The sequence below is a fragment of the Chryseobacterium mucoviscidosis genome (genome assembly GCF_002177115.1).
Classification (GTDB): domain Bacteria; phylum Bacteroidota; class Bacteroidia; order Flavobacteriales; family Weeksellaceae; genus Chryseobacterium; species Chryseobacterium mucoviscidosis.
Genome location: NZ_MVAG01000119.1, coordinates 1 through 17,884 on the forward strand (window position 1 = coordinate 1; position 17,884 = coordinate 17,884).

General features: G+C 33.9%; 6 protein-coding genes. All 6 read left to right on the forward strand.

The genetic code is table 11. The annotated features are described in order from the left end of the window. The first annotated feature begins 426 nt into the window (after window positions 1-426). The 6 genes from B0E34_RS21595 to B0E34_RS11415 all read left to right on the forward strand — a co-directional run bounded on the left by B0E34_RS21595 (window position 427) and on the right by B0E34_RS11415 (window position 17,872). Window positions 427-2,364, forward strand: a complete 1,938-nt coding sequence (locus tag B0E34_RS21595; protein WP_228423064.1) for an autotransporter outer membrane beta-barrel domain-containing protein — start codon at window positions 427-429, stop codon at window positions 2,362-2,364. 19 nt (window positions 2,365-2,383) lie between these two features. Continuing rightward, window positions 2,384-4,621 carry a S8 family serine peptidase gene (locus B0E34_RS11395; RefSeq protein ID WP_087709564.1) on the forward strand — a complete coding sequence of 746 codons (2,238 nt, stop codon included), beginning with the start codon at window positions 2,384-2,386 and terminating at the stop codon, window positions 4,619-4,621. A 102-nt stretch (window positions 4,622-4,723) separates the two neighbouring features. Next, window positions 4,724-6,688, forward strand: a complete 1,965-nt coding sequence (locus tag B0E34_RS11400) for a DUF8202 domain-containing protein (protein WP_087709566.1) — start codon at window positions 4,724-4,726, stop codon at window positions 6,686-6,688. 114 nt (window positions 6,689-6,802) lie between these two features. Beyond that, the gene (locus tag B0E34_RS11405) at window positions 6,803-16,765 is read left to right on the forward strand and encodes a SpvB/TcaC N-terminal domain-containing protein (RefSeq protein WP_087709568.1); all 9,963 of its coding nucleotides are present in this window, start codon (window positions 6,803-6,805) and stop codon (window positions 16,763-16,765) included. 7 nt (window positions 16,766-16,772) lie between these two features. Beyond that, a complete protein-coding gene (locus B0E34_RS11410; protein ID WP_123956608.1) occupies window positions 16,773-17,129 on the forward strand; it encodes a hypothetical protein in 357 nt (118 codons plus the stop codon). A gap of 308 nt (window positions 17,130-17,437) precedes the next feature. Next, entirely contained in the window at window positions 17,438-17,872 is a 435-nt protein-coding gene (locus tag B0E34_RS11415; RefSeq protein WP_087709572.1) for a hypothetical protein, read from the forward strand. Window positions 17,873-17,884 lie beyond the last annotated feature (12 nt).

Genomic DNA, 17,884 nt, shown 5'->3' on the forward strand with positions numbered 1-17,884 from the left:
TTTTTCTAATGTATTATTTTAAATGAATATTTTTAACTTTTAGTATTCTTTAAATATTGTAGGCAAACTTATCACAACCTTTAAATATGGAAAATAGTTTATTGTGATAAAATTATAATATTGCTTATTCAGAAAAGCAGTTTGTTAATTAAGATTTAGTATTAATTTGATTCTAACATCCTTATTTTATGTAATTCTTAAATGAAATAATTACTAGTATTTATCTAATTAATAATATTTTTAAAAAAATCTAATTAATTATAATTAATTACTAATAATAAAAATAAAATAAATTTGAGTTATGATTTAAACTTTAATTTAAGTATTTAAATATGTAATTCTAATTAATTTTATTGTCATTTCATGTTGATTGATGCAAATTTTTTGGAGTAAAAAATTTATATATATTTGCGAAAAAATACAGGAATGAAAAAAATATTACTTACGATAAGTTCTCTGATCGCTGTATTCTCTTCAGCACAAACCTGGAATACCGCAGGAAACAGCGGAACAAATTCATCTACAGATTTCTTAGGTACAATAGATGCTCAACCTTTAATATTTAGAACAAACAATTCTGAAAAGGTAAGAATAACGCTTAATGGAAGTGTAGGAGTAGGGACTAATACACCAACTCAAAAATTAGATGTCAATGGTTCTGTTATTGCTAGCGAAAGGTACAATAATGGTAATGATGGTTCTTACTATATTAAATTAAATTCTAACGGATACAATATCCCTATTATTAGCTATTTAGAAAGTTCTGGGAATACATTATTTTTTGGTAATCCTGGAGGACAGTATCATAGTAAAACAATTATACAGGGAGGAAATGGAGATGTAGTATTAGAGCCCCACTCTGCTAGTAGTGCTTTTGTGGTTAAGGCAGGATCGGGTAACGTAGGAGTAGGAACTACTACGCCAGATAATGTACAGAATTGGGATAAGGTATTGGATATTTATGCTTCAGCACATTCTAAATTATTAGTACGAAGCTTAAATGTAAAAACAGGGATATTTTCTCACGAAACGTGGGGAGGAGCTGTTGGTAGGATAGGGACAGAATCAAATCATGACTTAAGATTAATGGCAGGCTATGGCAATGATGTAATGACATTAAATACTATTGGGAATGTAGGAATAGGAATTAACAATCCTTCAAGAAAGTTAACTGTAAATGGAGATATCTATGGAGTGGCCGCTTCTTCTCTGACATTTCAGGATGATGCGAGATTTACTGTAACAAACGCAAATGTACCAAATTTATCAACTTCTTTAAATACATTTTCTATGCCTCAATATGGTATTGCAGCTCCGAATACAACTGGTAGTGCGGATTTATGGATTTCAGGAAATAATGGGATAAGAATGTTTACAAATGGAAATCCAAATCCTCAATTTAATTTAATAAACGGTAACGTAGGAATAGGAAATATCACTCCTCAAGCTAAGCTGGATGTAAGTGGAGACGTAAGAATAGCAAATATTCCTACTTCTACATCATCAACGGATCAAGCTTTGGTAGTTGATGCGCAAGGATTTGTGAAGAGAGGATCTATTACAAATAGTTTACAAAGTAATAACATCTATAATAATATTCTCTATTATCATTCTGGATGTGCAGTGATTAACAACGGTGTAAAAATAAAAACCAACATTCCTTTCCCAGCAAGTGGCTCAGGAGGAGAAATGCCTACTGTTAATATTGAAGGGTTTGCTTATGGCGAGAGCAAAACAATAGGAATAAATATTAATTGGTATGTATGGCAGAATGAGTTTTATTTGGCATCAAATGTGAGTTCTTATGGAGGTTATACACCAATTGTAAAATTGGCAAATGAAAACGGAAAGGTTGTAATCTTTTTGGATGACAAGACATATTGTATCAATTTTGGAGTTAAAGCTATCGGAGGAGGTGATCCATCATATTATCAAGGATGGACAATTGCTGATGAGCCCATCACAGGAAGTAATACTAAAACACTGGCATACAAAAATGCATTTGGAAATGTAAAAGTAGATGGAAAATTAGAAGCAAAAGAAATAAAAGTAACGCTTACACCAACAGCAGATTTTGTTTTTGAAAAGGAATATGGTTTACCAAAACTTGAAGAAGTTGAAAAATTTGTAAAAGAAAACAAGCATTTACCAGAAATAGCTTCTGCAAAAGAAATGGAGAAAGAAGGAGTAAATGTAGGAGAGTTCCAGATTAAACTGCTTCAAAAAATAGAAGAACTTACTTTGTATTCTATTGATCTTAATAAAAAAAATAAAGAGCAAGAGGCTTTAATCAAAAGTCAGACAGATATTCTTAAGTCTTTAAATGAAAGATTAGAGAAAATAGAAAAGACAAAACAGAAGTAACCCTTAAAAACATTATCCGATGTATAAAATTTACCAAAAGTCAGTTTTTGGAGTTTCTGTATTGTTTTTCATATCTGTCTTTTCTCAGGATAATAATGATATTGGTAGGAAATTACTGGAAGATCAGAAAAAATTTCAATCAGAAATTACTAAAAAAGAAAGCAAACAAAAGCAGGAAGTAGAACGGTTAAAATCTTTGGGTATTCCTGAGTTTATCAGCAAAGATGGAAATGATAAACAATTAATTGGATCCGATGAAAGCGGAAGACCAATGTACTATACTACATTGAATTCAGGAGCTGCACAGATGACTAAAGCCAATATATTGTACGCCGGAGGAAGTGCAGGATTGAATATCTCTGGTCAAAATATGATTATAGGGCAATGGGATTATTCAAAGCCAAGAGTTACACATGAATTGCTTTCCGGAAAGATTACTTATGATTCTTCTCAAAATCAAACTGTAACAAGGCACAGTACAAACATTGCAGGAACCATGGTGGGAAGTAATGGAGACGCAAATGCAAGAGGAATTGCATTTAATGCTAAACTTCACGCATATGATTGGATAAATGATGTATCGGAAATGCTTAATGAAGCATATTCTCCCAATAATACAACTGGTATTTTAGTTGCCAATAACAGCTATGGCTTCGATCCTTTATATCTGCAGACTTATCAGTTTGGAAAATATAATTCCACAGCACAGAATTGGGATAACCTGATGTATTTAAGACCATATTTACAAATTGTTAAAGCTGCGGGAAATTCCAGAGAAATAGATCCCGCTCTTGTTCCTCAGGTAACTGCGAAGGGAGGATATGATTTACTTGAAGGAGCAGGAATTGCTAAAAATGTTTTGGTTGTGGCTTCTGCTAAAAAGAATCTTAATATGAATTCTGATGAAGATTTTGATATTTCTTCATTCAGCAGTTATGGTCCGACTGACGACGGCAGGATAAAGCCAGATTTATGTGCCCCTGGAGAAACTATTTACTCATCTATTGAAACTTATGATTCGGCATACGGAACCTATAAAGGAACTTCATCAGCAACAGCAGTCGTTTCAGGGATTATTACTTTACTACAACAGTATTATAAATCGGTAAGTCCTTCTCAAAGCTATATGCAGTCTTCTACAGTTCGTGCATTGCTTGCTCATACAGCCAATGATAAAGGAACTGAGGGACCTGACTATATTTACGGATGGGGAATGGCAGATGCGAAAAGAGCTTCTGCAGCTATTCATGATAATATTGAAGGTATTATAGGCGACTATAAGAAATCTACATTAATAAAGGAAATTTCTCTTAATCAGGGGAATAAATATACATTGTATGTTGTTCCTTTGGATATTAGCCAGCCTTTATCTGCTACGATATCATGGACAGATCCTCAGGGAAATCTTGTGAATAATACTGTAGACCTTTCAACACCTAATTTAGTTAACGATCTTGATCTTAAAATTGTTAAAGTAAATTCAAACGGTAGTGAAACTGTTTATTATCCATGGAAATTAGGTGGCATGAATAATCTTACGTCTGCTGCAACGAATAACTCTCCCAATAATGTTGATACTATAGAAAGAGTAGATATTAAAAATCCAACAAAAGATACCTACAAAATTATTGTATCACCTAAAACCAGCACAAGTCCATTACTTCCAAACGGTATTCAGAATTTTTCTATTGTGGTATCTAATGTAGATTTCTGTTATAAAGAAGATCTTAAAATATTGACAAGTCCGGTTGATGACATCAGTACTCCGCAAACTATTTGGGCAAAGCAGATTGTAGCAAGCAATAAAATTATTGCTCCTGTACAAAATGTAGAATACATCGCTTCAAAAGATATCACATTAAAACCAGGCTTCCATGCAGAAAATACTTCCGGATTTCATGCTCTTATTACTCCGTGTTTCGATATTATTTCAGCATTCAGATATATTGCGCAGAAAAGAGTTTCGGATCAGGATGTTCTTCCGGAAACTATAAAAAGCGAAAGTAATTTTACAATCTTTCCGAATCCTACAAAGGATGAAGCCCACATCAAGTTCAGATTAGAAAATGCATCATCTGTAAAAATTTCAGTATATGACGCTTCGGGGAAAATTATTTTTGTGAACCAGAGTAGCGAAGCCTTTCCAAAAGGCGAATATTTAAAAACAATTGATGTGAGTGATTATGCTTCTGGAGTTTATCTGGTTAGTTTAGAGTGTAATGACTTTAAAGAAACTAAAAAATTGATTAAAAAATAAACTCTCTGAGAATTTAATATTTCGCCAATACATACGGAAAAAATTATTCAGACGATTCTCAGCGATTACAAAATTTTCAAAATATTGAAATAAACACTTATAATGAAAAAAATCTTTTTCTTTTTTCATATCCTTTTACTGGATATGTGTTTTGCCCAGTCTCCTGGTGGTGTTTCGGGGGTGAGTGTTTGGTTTAAAACTAATTCTGCACAAACTCCGGCATTAATTTATCAGGATTATAGTGGAAATCAGAATGAAATTCAAGCAATATCTTTACAAAACCGACCTAATTATACATTATTTAATTATAATGAAAGTCTGGATTTTGATGGAGTAGATGATTATCTAAAATTTCCCTATCTCATGGAAACGATGGATAAAACTACCTTGTTTACAGCGTATCAGAATCAAAATACGTCTATGGAAACGGCGATGTTTTCTTCAGAACAATCGTATGAAAAGGAAATGTATTTCAGCACAAAAAATATTTTCAGATATAATAATGAACAGATCAACTATATAAATACCAGTGTGATAGATGATCTTCCTTCATTCAGTATGTACACAAGATTTGGAATTCCTTCTGAAAATATACATTCAGTTATAGGGAGAACGGGAATATCTTCTATGTATGTAGGAAAAGATATCAGAAGTACAGCCTGGCAAAATTTTAAAGGAAAACTTCCTGAGTTTTTTATATACCGTAAAATTCTCACTCAGAATGAAAGAAACCGGGTGAATTCCTATCTGGCTGTAAAATATGCAGTTACAATGCCATATACTGAATATTTCAGTTCTAAAAGTAAAAAAATATGGAAGCAGGATGATTTTACTGATTATCCTGCAAATATTGCTGGAATTGCAAGAGATAAATATTCAAACTTATACCAGAAACAGGCAACAAGTTCTTCGGAAAATAAACGACTAATAATTGCGGCTAAAAAATTAGCGGTAGACAATAATAGTAATGATGCCGATTTTCCCGATCAAAGTTTTCTTATGTGGGGAGATAATAAAGAGCAGCTATTACTAGATGCTCCAACTTCCGGATATCAACTATTTAAAAGGAAATGGAAAGCAAGATTTTCCACGGAAACTTCTCAAACGATACCTGCTGAAGTTGTTTTTTCTGTTAAAAATATACTTACTATACCTGCAGATAAAAAGTTATGGCTATTTATAGATAAAACAGGACAGGGAAATTTCAATTCTTCAAACGTAGAAGTATTTCCTATGGATTACGTAGATGCAGACCAAAATGTTCATTTTAATAATATCACTTTTGATCAGGACTTATCAGGAACAGATGTTTTTACTTTTGGTTTAGGAAATAAAATACTATCAATTAATGAGCTTTTGCAGCCTACCTGTACACAGAAGAAAGGAACGTTGAATATAAATATTAAAGGAGGTAAAGCTCCTTATCATATCCAGTTAACAGGTAACGGTGTCAATCAGAATTTTAATGTATCCACAGCGCAGTTATCTTTTCCTGATCTGGGAATAGGAACTTATCATCTCGTGATAACAGATGCAGACGGAAATGTCATTAATGAAGATTTTACAGTTAATGACTTTAACTCCATCAATTTAGATCTTGGACCTGATGTGACAATAAGTGCGGGAGGATCTGCCCATTTTGATGCGGGTACACAGATTTCAGATCCTAATGCAACCTACCAATGGACTTCGGATAACGGATTCACCAGCTCTTCGGCTAATATTACCGTTTATGAACCTGGAATGTATACGGTAACAGTTAACACAGCGGATGGCTGTACGAAAAAAGATACTGTGAAAGTGACCCGTAAAAGAGAAAACGGAATTGTTTTATATCCTAATCCGGTACCTAAAGGTCAGCTATTTACCATAAGAATTATATCGGATATAAAAGAAAATGTAGATATCAAGATATATGATGCTTCGGGAAGGCTTGTAAAGACCATTCAGGATAATGGAAAAGACTACTATGAAATTAAAGATTCGCTTTTAGTAGAGGGAGCTTATGTAATCGTTGTGAAAACGACTTCTGAATTAAAAGTGTTTAAACTTATCGTCACCAACTAGTCACTAATTAACAATCTATTATAGATAAAAAGGAATTAAACAGAAACGGATTACCTGAAATTCTTTCAAGCAGTTTACAGGTAATCATTTTGTAGTAGAAAAGCATATACGCAAATGAGAAATTCGATATTAAGTAGATTAAGAGAAAATCCTAAAATTGTAAAAGTTCTGGTTTTTCTTACTTCATGGACACAGCTTCATGCCTACGCAAATACAGCGTACTTAAACAAGCCCAAAGAAACTTTACCGGGTGCAGATTTTCATTATTCAACTGTTGTTCAAAATAACAGCAGCTTTCTGAAGAATAATGAGAAACCTTCGGCAATCGATACTGCTTTACGGAATAATATTTCGTATTCAAATGAGAAGAATATTGATTCTGAAAATATCTACAGTCCATCAGGAAATGGAAATAAAACGTTGATTAAAAGTCAAAAAACTATTATTAATCAACCGGTATCGGGATTTTATATTTCTGATATAAAAGAAGGAATTATAGGAAAAGACTCCGAACATCCGATAGACCAGATATACGATAATATATTTAATGTAACAGTCAACGAAAAAATCAGATCTGATAAGCAATATAGCTTGGAATATGATCTTTATGGATTAAAAGATTATAAGCAGGTAAGCAAAGTTATCAATGATGAACTGGCTGTAGGGGGTCAAAACGTCGAAAAAACAACAGTTTGGATTCATCAAACAGAGCCTGTAAAGGCAACCGCTGTTAAGGAAGGTAAGAATATTATCATATTTACAATTCCTAATTCTTCAGATTACAGCTACAAAATCAGAAATCTTCGTATAGTTGCCTCGGATAAAAAGAGTGCTCCTTCAGAATTTGCAAATTCATATGTTGGTCAAACCAATTATAAATATATAAATTCTCAAAATCAGACAGAAGAATTAAGTTTAAATTCAGCAACCTTAAAAATAGAAGGAAATTCTGTAAAAAATACTGCAGTTTATTCTATTACAGCACTCAGAGACATTGATATGCCTGCTCTTACGCCTGAAATGGTAAACGTAACAGCAGATCATTTCGGATACAGATTCTTACCCCATGGAGAGAATTTTTCGGCACCGGCGAAAGTATCCATCGGATATGATAAATCTAAAATACCGGCAGGATATACCGAACAGGATATTAAAACCTTTTATTTTGATCTTACTCAGAAAAAATGGATTGCTTTAGAGAAGGCCGAAAGAGATTCTCTTCAAAAAGGCCGCAATATTATTATTTCTAAAACAATCCATTTTACGGATATGGTAAACGGGATCATCAAAGTTCCCGAATCTCCTGAAACAGGAAGCTATGCTCCTAATTCCATAAAAGATATTAAAGCGGCGAATCCAACAGAAGGAATCGTTTCTATTGCACCACCTACTGCGAACAATATGGGAACTGTTAATACAAGTTTTCCAATTAAGTTACCAGCAGGAAGAGGCGGAATGCAGCCTTCACTTTCAGTGAATTACAGCAGCGAAGGCGGTAATGGCTGGTTAGGATTAGGTTGGGATCTTTCTATTCCATCGATTTCCATTGATACACGATGGGGGGTTCCGACTTATGACCAAAACTTTGAAACTGAGATTTATACTTTGGGCGGAGAGCAATTAACCTTTAAAGTAGGAGATAGTTATGTTTTGCCCAACAGAAATGAGGGTTTTGAGAAAAGCAGGTCTGCAAACTTGGAGCCGGATAATACCAAAAGATTTTATCCTAGAATAGAGGGTGGATACAGTAAAATCATACGTCACGGAAATTCTCCCAAAGAATATTGGTGGGAGGTAATTTCCAAAGATGGAACGAGAAGTATTTTTGGAAATGATGGAACTGCCAATAACCCGCAACAGTATTATTTAAAAGATTCACAAGAAAATATAGGACATTGGGCATTGTATAAAACGATTGATACCAATGGAAATTATGTTGTGTACACGTATGATAAATTTCCTTATACTTCTACAGAAAATGTAATGGGTAAAGGAGGAGTGGAGCACTATATAAAAAATATAGAATACACTAAAAATGACTCTAACCCTTCCCTTAAAAGCTATTTCATAAATTTTGAATACGATTCCCAGAGATATGATGTACAGGTGAATGCCCGTCTAGGATTTGTGCAGGTTACGTCTAAAAAACTAAAAAATATTGCAATTCTTTATGGTACAGATAAGATAAGAAGTTATGATTTTGATTACAAAGAAGGAGCTTTTAAAAAATCTCTGTTAGAAACCATTACTGAAAAGGATGCAAATGATCAGGTTTTTTATGCTAATAGATTGGAGTATTTTAACAATATTGAAAATTCTCAGTATTATGGTGAAACGGTTATTGATGCGGTTACTAATGATGCAGGAATAAATAGTTCATCTCTACTAGGGCATGGTGACTCTAAAAATACAACGATTGGAGGTGCTCTTACATTTGGAATTGCATTAGCTGGAGATAAAACAGGATATAATCCACTAATCAAAAATGCAACTGTGGGTGGAGATTACCAATATAGTGAGGGAGAAGGAGGAGGAAGACTTTCTATGACAGATATTGATGGTGACGGACTTCCTGATAAGATTTTAAAAACGGATTGGAATTATCCAGATACTGTATTTAAATATAGAAAGAAGGGCCCAGATATGAGCTCTTTTGGTGGTACTCTTTTTACACCAGAAAATTCCAAATCATTTTCTTATTCAAAAAACTTTACTAATAGTTTTGGGATTCAGGCAACAGCAAGTGATATGGTTTTCGCATCAGCATCATCTGGAACCTCTAAAACTAAAGATTTTACATATAATTATTTTACAGATACTAATAATGATGGTATTCAGGATATAGTTAGTAGTGGTCAGGTCTATTTTGGTAGAATAGACAATGGAGTTTTAAAATATACAACAGATGTTTCACTTACACCAAATCCTATTAATAAGGGAGCTGCTATAAGCGCTCCAAGTGTCGATTGTAATGATATTCTGGAAGATTATAAAAATTCCCCCCTTCATGATGTTGTGAAAGTGTGGAAAGCTCCATATGATGGATACATTAAAATTATTGGATCTTTTAAATTAAAGAATTTATCAAGTACTGATGGTGTTAAAATAAGTCTGCAGCATTACAAGCTTCAAGCTAATAATTCTTCTTTTATTGTTCCGATGACAGTACTAAATTCAGCGAATAGTGTTTACACAATTAATCAACCGTCAATAGAAGTTAAGCAAGGAGATTATTTTTATTTTAGAGTAAATTCAATAGATAATGGAAACAATGATATAGTTGAATTGCCAGTAAATATAGAGTATATATATGCACCTTTGGCTAATATATATTATTTATACAATGATTCTTCCGAAACGCCATTGCGTCAGTTTAATAATACAAGCCTTGTAAGTAATAAAAATGGAATTGGGATTCCTTTCAATGTAAATACAGGCTCAATTACAGGAACTTTTGTTAAACCAATAACCGTAAGAGATATTAATATTGACATCCTGAGAAAACAAACCAATGGAACCGTGAACGTAATTGGAAACTTGCAATATCCTTATAATAATAGTGGAAATAATTCTATTCTTTTTAATACAGGAGCGCTAACAGAAGGAGATATTATATATTTTCAGGTAAAATCGAATGTTAATGAACAATGGGAAAATTTAATTTTTAATAATCTAAAACTTACGATAAATTATAATGGAGATAACATCGAATTTCCAATCATTCCAGATTATCAGTTCTATAATTTAAAGACAAATAATCCTACCACTTTTAAACCTCATTTTGCTCCCCCAACAAATAGCACAAATTACGGACTTTATGCAAAATTATATAACAAGCCGTCAGGAAAGTATACTTTTATAGTAAGATCAAGAACTACAGGAACAGGCAATTTTAGCTCGCCACAGATTACAACAATAAATTGGACGGGTACTATGAGTTCAATTCAAGCCCTTGCAATTCACCAATCGATTACACAAGGTAATGAATATTATGTAGAATGCTATTCAGATGTAACCTCAGATGAGGGATTAGATAGTAGTGCACCCAATATAGAAGTCGAATTGCGAGAGCCAGTATATTTTAATACTTCTGCTCCTACAGTATTTGCAACTTACGGGATTAATGTATATGGAAAAGATAAGGATAATATTTATCAAACAGGTTCTTCAACCAATCTTTCAAAAGATGATGGAAGGTTTGGAGCTATGTATAGAAACTGGGGACAATTTATTTATCATGGAGGTTATGGCAATTTGCCAACTTCTTGTAGTCAGTTACAAAATCAATTGATCGATTATGGAAGTCTGTCAATTGATCCTATGAAATTAATCCCACCAATTAATCCCAATGATTCTACTCCTTTGAACGAAAGGGTATTCATAATGATGAATGCTTATAATGGAAAAGATGTAAACGATCAGGCAAATCAAGACTATATCCAAAAGCATATCGGATTGAGTAAAACTACATATGTTAAAGGTTTAGATATCTCTACTTCAAGACTTGGAATGAATGATATGAGTATTCTTACACAAGGATCTCCAATTAATACCTCAGGAGTTTTCAATGCACCTATTAAACAATCAAAAACTACAAATTCTAATGGGGGAGTAGGTGCAGGAGTGGGTCCATTGGTATTAAATACAACAACATCTAGTGGTAAAACTATTAATATATTGGATTATTTTGATATGAATGGAGATGGTTATCCAGATGTATTAAATGGGAATTCTGTACAGTTTACCAATATGATTGGTATGCTGTCTGCAACATCTTTACAAGGATCTAATGATAATCCCCATAGAACAGATCATGAAAATAATGGATTTGGAATGGGACAAAACTATCCGTTATCAGGAAAATCAAATGAATCAAATAATAAAAAAGCGGAGAAAGCAGCAGAAGCTGGAATAAATTTTTCTGCGGGACAATCTTCAGGCAATGATACTTCAACATACAGCTATATTGATGTAAATGGAGATGGCTTATTAGATAAGGTGAATAAAGGAGGTCAAGTTCAGCTTAATTTAGGGTATTCTTTTGCCGCGCCTGAAAACGTCTCTTTTAATGATTTTAGAAATGGTGATACCAACTCTTCCAATATAGGAGTAGGAGCATCTATTGGTGGTACTATAACCAGTAATTTACCTAAAGGCATAAGCCTGTTTAATGCAAGTATATCTTTTGGAGCTGGAAAATCAGAAACTATAAATAACCAAAAAACATCATTGTTGGATATAAACAATGATGGATTAGCTGATCTTGTAAGTAGTTCAGGAGGAAATATAAGTGTTTTACTTAATACAGGGAATAAATTTATTTCTATACCATGGAATGCCTCTTCTGCCATTTCAAAAGATATTTCACGAGGATTTAATTTTAATATTGGATTTACCGCATCTGTTTTGATCCCTATTGGTACAACGGGAAACTCTCTTAAAATTTCTATTAATCCAAGTACTAGTTTCGGTGAAGGAGATAGTAATGTACAACATCAAATAGCAGACATTAATGGCGACGGGTTTCCAGATTTACTAAAGTCACAAATAGATAACAATGGTAACTTCAACAATGATGCAGCTATTGTGAAATATTCTAGTATCGGCACCACCAACCTCCTTCGGAAAGTAACCACTCCATCCGGAGGAAGCTGGGAAGTAGAATATGAGAGAGTTGGTAATACATACGATATGCCACAAAGCAAATATGTATTAAAAACGGTAACTACCAATGATGGTTTTACCGGAGATAATGCATTCAGCCCTGATGTTTCAAAAGTTACCATTCAGTATGCAAATCCTTATCACAGCAGAAGAGAACGTACTTTCTACGGTTTTGAAAAAGTTACGGTTAATCAGATTGACACAAAACAAGGAGGAATTTCCTCAAATGTAATTTACAGAAAAACCATCCAGACTTTTAATAACTCGAATTATTATCTAAAAGGAAACTTACTGAATGAAAAACTTTTAGATGCTGGTGACAAGATCTGGACTGAGAAAAATAATACTTATGAGCTTAGAAAAATTCATAGTCCAAATACATTAAACACCCTATTAAATCTGGAAAAAGAATCTGAAAAGAATCATACGGATTATGCTTGCTTTGTTGCGCTTAAAAATACAGACTCTAAGTTTTATGAAGGACTAACAACGGCAACTAAATCTACCTCAAGCAGTATTACAGAATATGATGAATGGGGGAACGCCGTTAAAGTAACAGACTTTGGTGATACGCAGATTGGAAATACAGAAATAGTATCTTCTGAAGTTACTTACGAAGAAGTTGCTCCTGGGAAATATATCATTGCTCCTAAAACAGTCAAAAATACTGCAACAGGTATTGTCAGAGAAAAAAGAGCAGAATATGATCCATCAACTGGTGATCTGAAGAAAATGGTGATTAAAAATCAAGGTGCAGATTATTCTGTATATGATTTTGAATATGATGTGTACGGAAACATTACAAAATCTACTGGTCCTGCAAACAGTGCAAACCAGAGATTCTTCCATCAGTATACGTATGATGATAATGTGAAGACTTATCCTGTAAAAGTTCAGGACGCATTTGGGTACAGTAGCAAAACGCAGTATGATTTCCGTTTCGGTGTACCAACGCTTACGGAAGACATGAATTTGCAGTCAATGAAGTTTGCGTATGATGCAAAAGCAAGAACTACTGAAATTACAGGACCGTATGAAATGTTCAATAATATCCCTTGGACAATAAAGTTTGAATACAACCCTATTACCGATGCACCGCTTAATGCAACCAATGCACAGTCTTACGCCATAACAAAACATTATGATCCAGAATATCAAGGAACAAGCACCATCAATACCATTACCATTGCAGATGGTTTTGGTGAAGCCATTCAGGTGAAGAAAACAGGTGATATCTATAATGACGGGGTTAAATATATTGTTGCCGGAAAAGTAGAATCAGATGCTTTCGGAAGAGCGTTAAAAACATACTATCCTACAACAGAAAACGTAGGAAGTGGAAACACCTTGTACAATGCTTCTGTGGATACTACTGAGCCAACAATTAATCAGTATGATGTATTGGATAGAGTAGTGTATACAAAACTACCAGGAGAAAACCTGTTCTCAACCATAGAATATGGCTTTGCTGCTGATGTACAGGGAAGACAGATGTTTGCAACCACCTTTAAGGATGAACTGGGAAGCATTAAAAAGTCTTATACAGATATCAAAGGAAGAACAACTTCTGTCTGGGAAGTTTCGAACACCGGAGATATTAAAACAAAATTCACACATGATGCGATCGGACAGATCCTTCAGGTGGAAGATGTGGCAGGAAATATCACGACATCACAATATGACGATTTAGGAAGAAGAATTTCATACAAGCATCCTGATAGTGGCATTACCACTTATAAGTATGATCCGGCAGGAAATATGAATTCAAAAACCAATGCTGCCAATGAAATTGTTAATTATAAGTATGATTATACAAGGCTGAAAGAAGTAAACTATCCTGTGTATCCTGAAAATAATGTTAAATATTATTATGGAGCTGCAATGGATGCATCGGCAATGGATAATAATGCGGTGGGAAGACTTTGGTATCAGACAGATGCTACAGGAACGCAGTATCTGAAATACGGAAGATTGGGCGAACTTACCTACCAACGCCGTTCTGTTGCCGTTCCGGATGCCGGAGTATATTGGTTTGGAACATCTTGGGAATATGACACATGGAACCGTGTGAAAAAAATCGCCTATCCGGATGGAGAAGAAGTAAAATATACCTACAATAAGGCGGGTAATCTTTTCAAGATGAACTCTGTAAAAGATGGTTTCAGCAGAGACATTATAAAGAATCTGGGATATGATAAATTTGAGCAGAGAGTTTATCTTCAGTATGGAAATGGTACGGAAACAACCTATGAATACGAAACCAACCGCAGAAGATTGCTTAAGATGTATGCTAAAAACAGCAACAGATACTTTATGCAGAATACCTACCAGTATGATGTGGTATCGAATGTAATGCAGGTACACAATAACGCGCCTGTGGTACAGGGATTATTAGGAGGTGGAACCAACTATGCGTATGGATATGACGATCTGTACCGCCTTACGTCTTCATCAGGAAACTGGAGAGGAATAAACAGCGCAGGAGAAGAAGAAAGACACCGTTTCACCGTAGGGATGACGTATGATAATATGCACAACATCATGAGCAAAACCCAGAAACATGAGTGGGTAACCGGTTCTACTTCTAATAACTGGGCTGCTCTTGAACCGACTTCTTACCGTCTGAACTATAAATATCAGGATCCTTCGCATCCGCATGCGCCATCCAGAATTATAGACGAACCGAATCTTGTACCGAACGCTACATGCTGTAATCCGGACGATCCGGGAGTGAAATTTCAGGATTATCAATATGATCCTAAAGGAAATCCTACGAAGATCTTACAGCAGACTTGTACCAATCAGGAAGAAAAAGCAGTGTATCTGTGGGATGAAGAAAACCGTTTACGTTTTGTAGATACCAATCCTACAACACCGGAAGCAGATGGTGCGGCAATTTATACCTATGATGCAGGAGGAGAACGTATTATAAAAGATGTTTTGTTTAAAGGAAAAATAGGAAAATACAATAGCAACCATATAGAAGTGAGCGGTGAAACCATTCATGAAGCATCAATCTATCCAAGCGGATTGATTACACTTAAGCTTACCTATGATCTTCAGAACGGAATGTTACAGGAGCCAAGCTACACCAAGCATTATTATGCAGGAAGCCAGAGAATACAGTCTAAAAACGGAAACAGCGGAAATGTAGGAGCATTTGACTGTGCATGGCTCATCATCCCGTTTGGAGGTACAACACCGCCGATTAATCCTATAAATGTTTCTAACCAGATCTTGCAAACGGCTACCCAAAGCAATCTGGTGATTATGCAGACCAATAACCTTACCCCGCCGATCAATTATGGGCAGAATGGAGGGTATACCGGAAATTGCGTATCTTCGTATGCAAGTAATGTTGAGGAGAAGGAAATCTATTGGTTCCATCCCGATCATTTGGGCAGCAGTTCTTTCATTACCGGATTAGATGGCGAAGTAACCCAGAATATGGAGTATTTCCCAAGTGGAGAAATCTTCGTAGAAAACCATATGAATGATGGCTTGAACAGTCAATATAAGTTTAATGGCAAAGAACAGGATGGCGAAACTGGGTATTACTATTATGGAGCAAGATATTACAATCCAAGAGTTTCTCTCTGGTTGAATGTCGATCCATTGGCGGACTACAATCCTTTCTATAATAGCGAGCATTATATTGATGGAGAACACAATGGAGGAGTTAAAAACTCTGGGAATTTGAATCCGTATATTTATACTTATAATAGTCCTATAATGTATGTTGATCCCAATGGAAAACAAAATTTTCCATCTCTATTAAATGGAAAGGATCATCAATGGGCTTCAAGAGAAGATTATATTAAATATTGGGAAAATAATCATGGAATGAAAATGTCGAAGCAACAGATAAGTATATTGAACAAAGGATGTGTTGGAATTACATTATTAAATTTGGGTTATGGAGGAGGACTTCCACAACCAGTGTCTCCAGCATATGGAGGGGAAAAGGGAATATATAAAGCTCTTGATATGGCAAAAAAAATGAATAAAGTACTTAAAGATAATCCAGGGAGTTATGCAGAAGGAACTAAAGTAGTTATTTATGCAATGAGATTTTATGCTAAAGACAATACCTTTTTAACAGATAAAGACGGGAAAGTAGATATGTCAAAATTTAATTGGAGTGAACCTCTTACAAGACCTGGTTTTTTTGATAAAAATAAAAACGGAATTTTTGATAAAGAAGATAGTAATTATGTTAATTTTGATTTTGGATTATATGATTTTAGTGGTAGAAAATCTTGGTTTCATGCAGACCACTGTCATAAGTGTAGAGCAGATATAGGAGAGATGACAGTTTATGAAAGTTCATTCAAATATTTTACTAGACCATTAGAAGATTTTAATAGAATAATTTTTGTTCCTGCATATGCAATTGATCCTAAAAAAAAATAACTTAAAAATGAAATATTTTGTAATAATTTTATCCTTGTTTTCATGTAAATACTGCTCTCAACAACCTTCTAATAATGTTAAAAAAGAAGTTGTTTTGGTAGGAACTGCTCTTGATTTTAAAGAAGGAGCTAAACTCCTTGCTGATGATCAAATGTATGATATTGATAATTTAGGGGGATGGCCACTTGGTGTTCATAATAAAAAAGTTATAGTTAAAGGTAATTTAGTTATAAAAAGATATAAAGTAGGGAGATTACTTAGAGATTCTTCAGGAATTCCTCCACAAGTGGGAAATATTCCTGAAGGTACTAAAGTTATTAAATATATAATACTTAATGCTACTTGGAAAGTTTATTCAAAATGAAAATTGCCCGATAGCACGGATTTGTAACTCATAGAAAAACTTATGGTGATACCCGATAGCGCAGATTTGTAATCTGTGCTTATAAAACAACAAAAACTTTGCAGATTGCAAGGTTTTTGTTTTTAGAAAGATTATTTTTACGATAATATAAGATTCATAAAGTAGAGAGAAAAGTAGTGAAAGAGGCAGAGAATTATTATTTTATCGTTGCAAGAAATTGTGCAGATTTAAATAGTATATTGAAGTAGGCTTTATGTGATATAGCCACGGATTACAAATCCGCTATATCCAATAAATAAAAGTATGTTATGATTATTGAAGAGTTTTTGAAAATAAAAAATCATCCTAATAGGGGCGAGATAGGAATGCTTATGGATAATTTATATAATGAATTTAGAGGTGATCGAAAAGATATTTTAATACTGTTAAATTCGGATATAGATTATATGAGATTTTATGGATGCGATATTTTGAATGAAACGAGAATAAATGATGTTAAATATGTAAATAAAATAATGGATAAATTATATGATATACTTGAAAATGATATATCTGTTAATAATAAAATTAGAGCTTATCATGCGCTATATGGTATATATTTAGATAATAAGGATGTCAATGGACTCTATTTGATGTGTAATAAAATGAAAAATCATACAAATTCTATAATTAAAGAAGACTCCTTAACATTTCTTGAAAAATATAAATCAGCACCTGAAAAACCCGATAGCGCGGATTTGTAATCCGTGCATGTA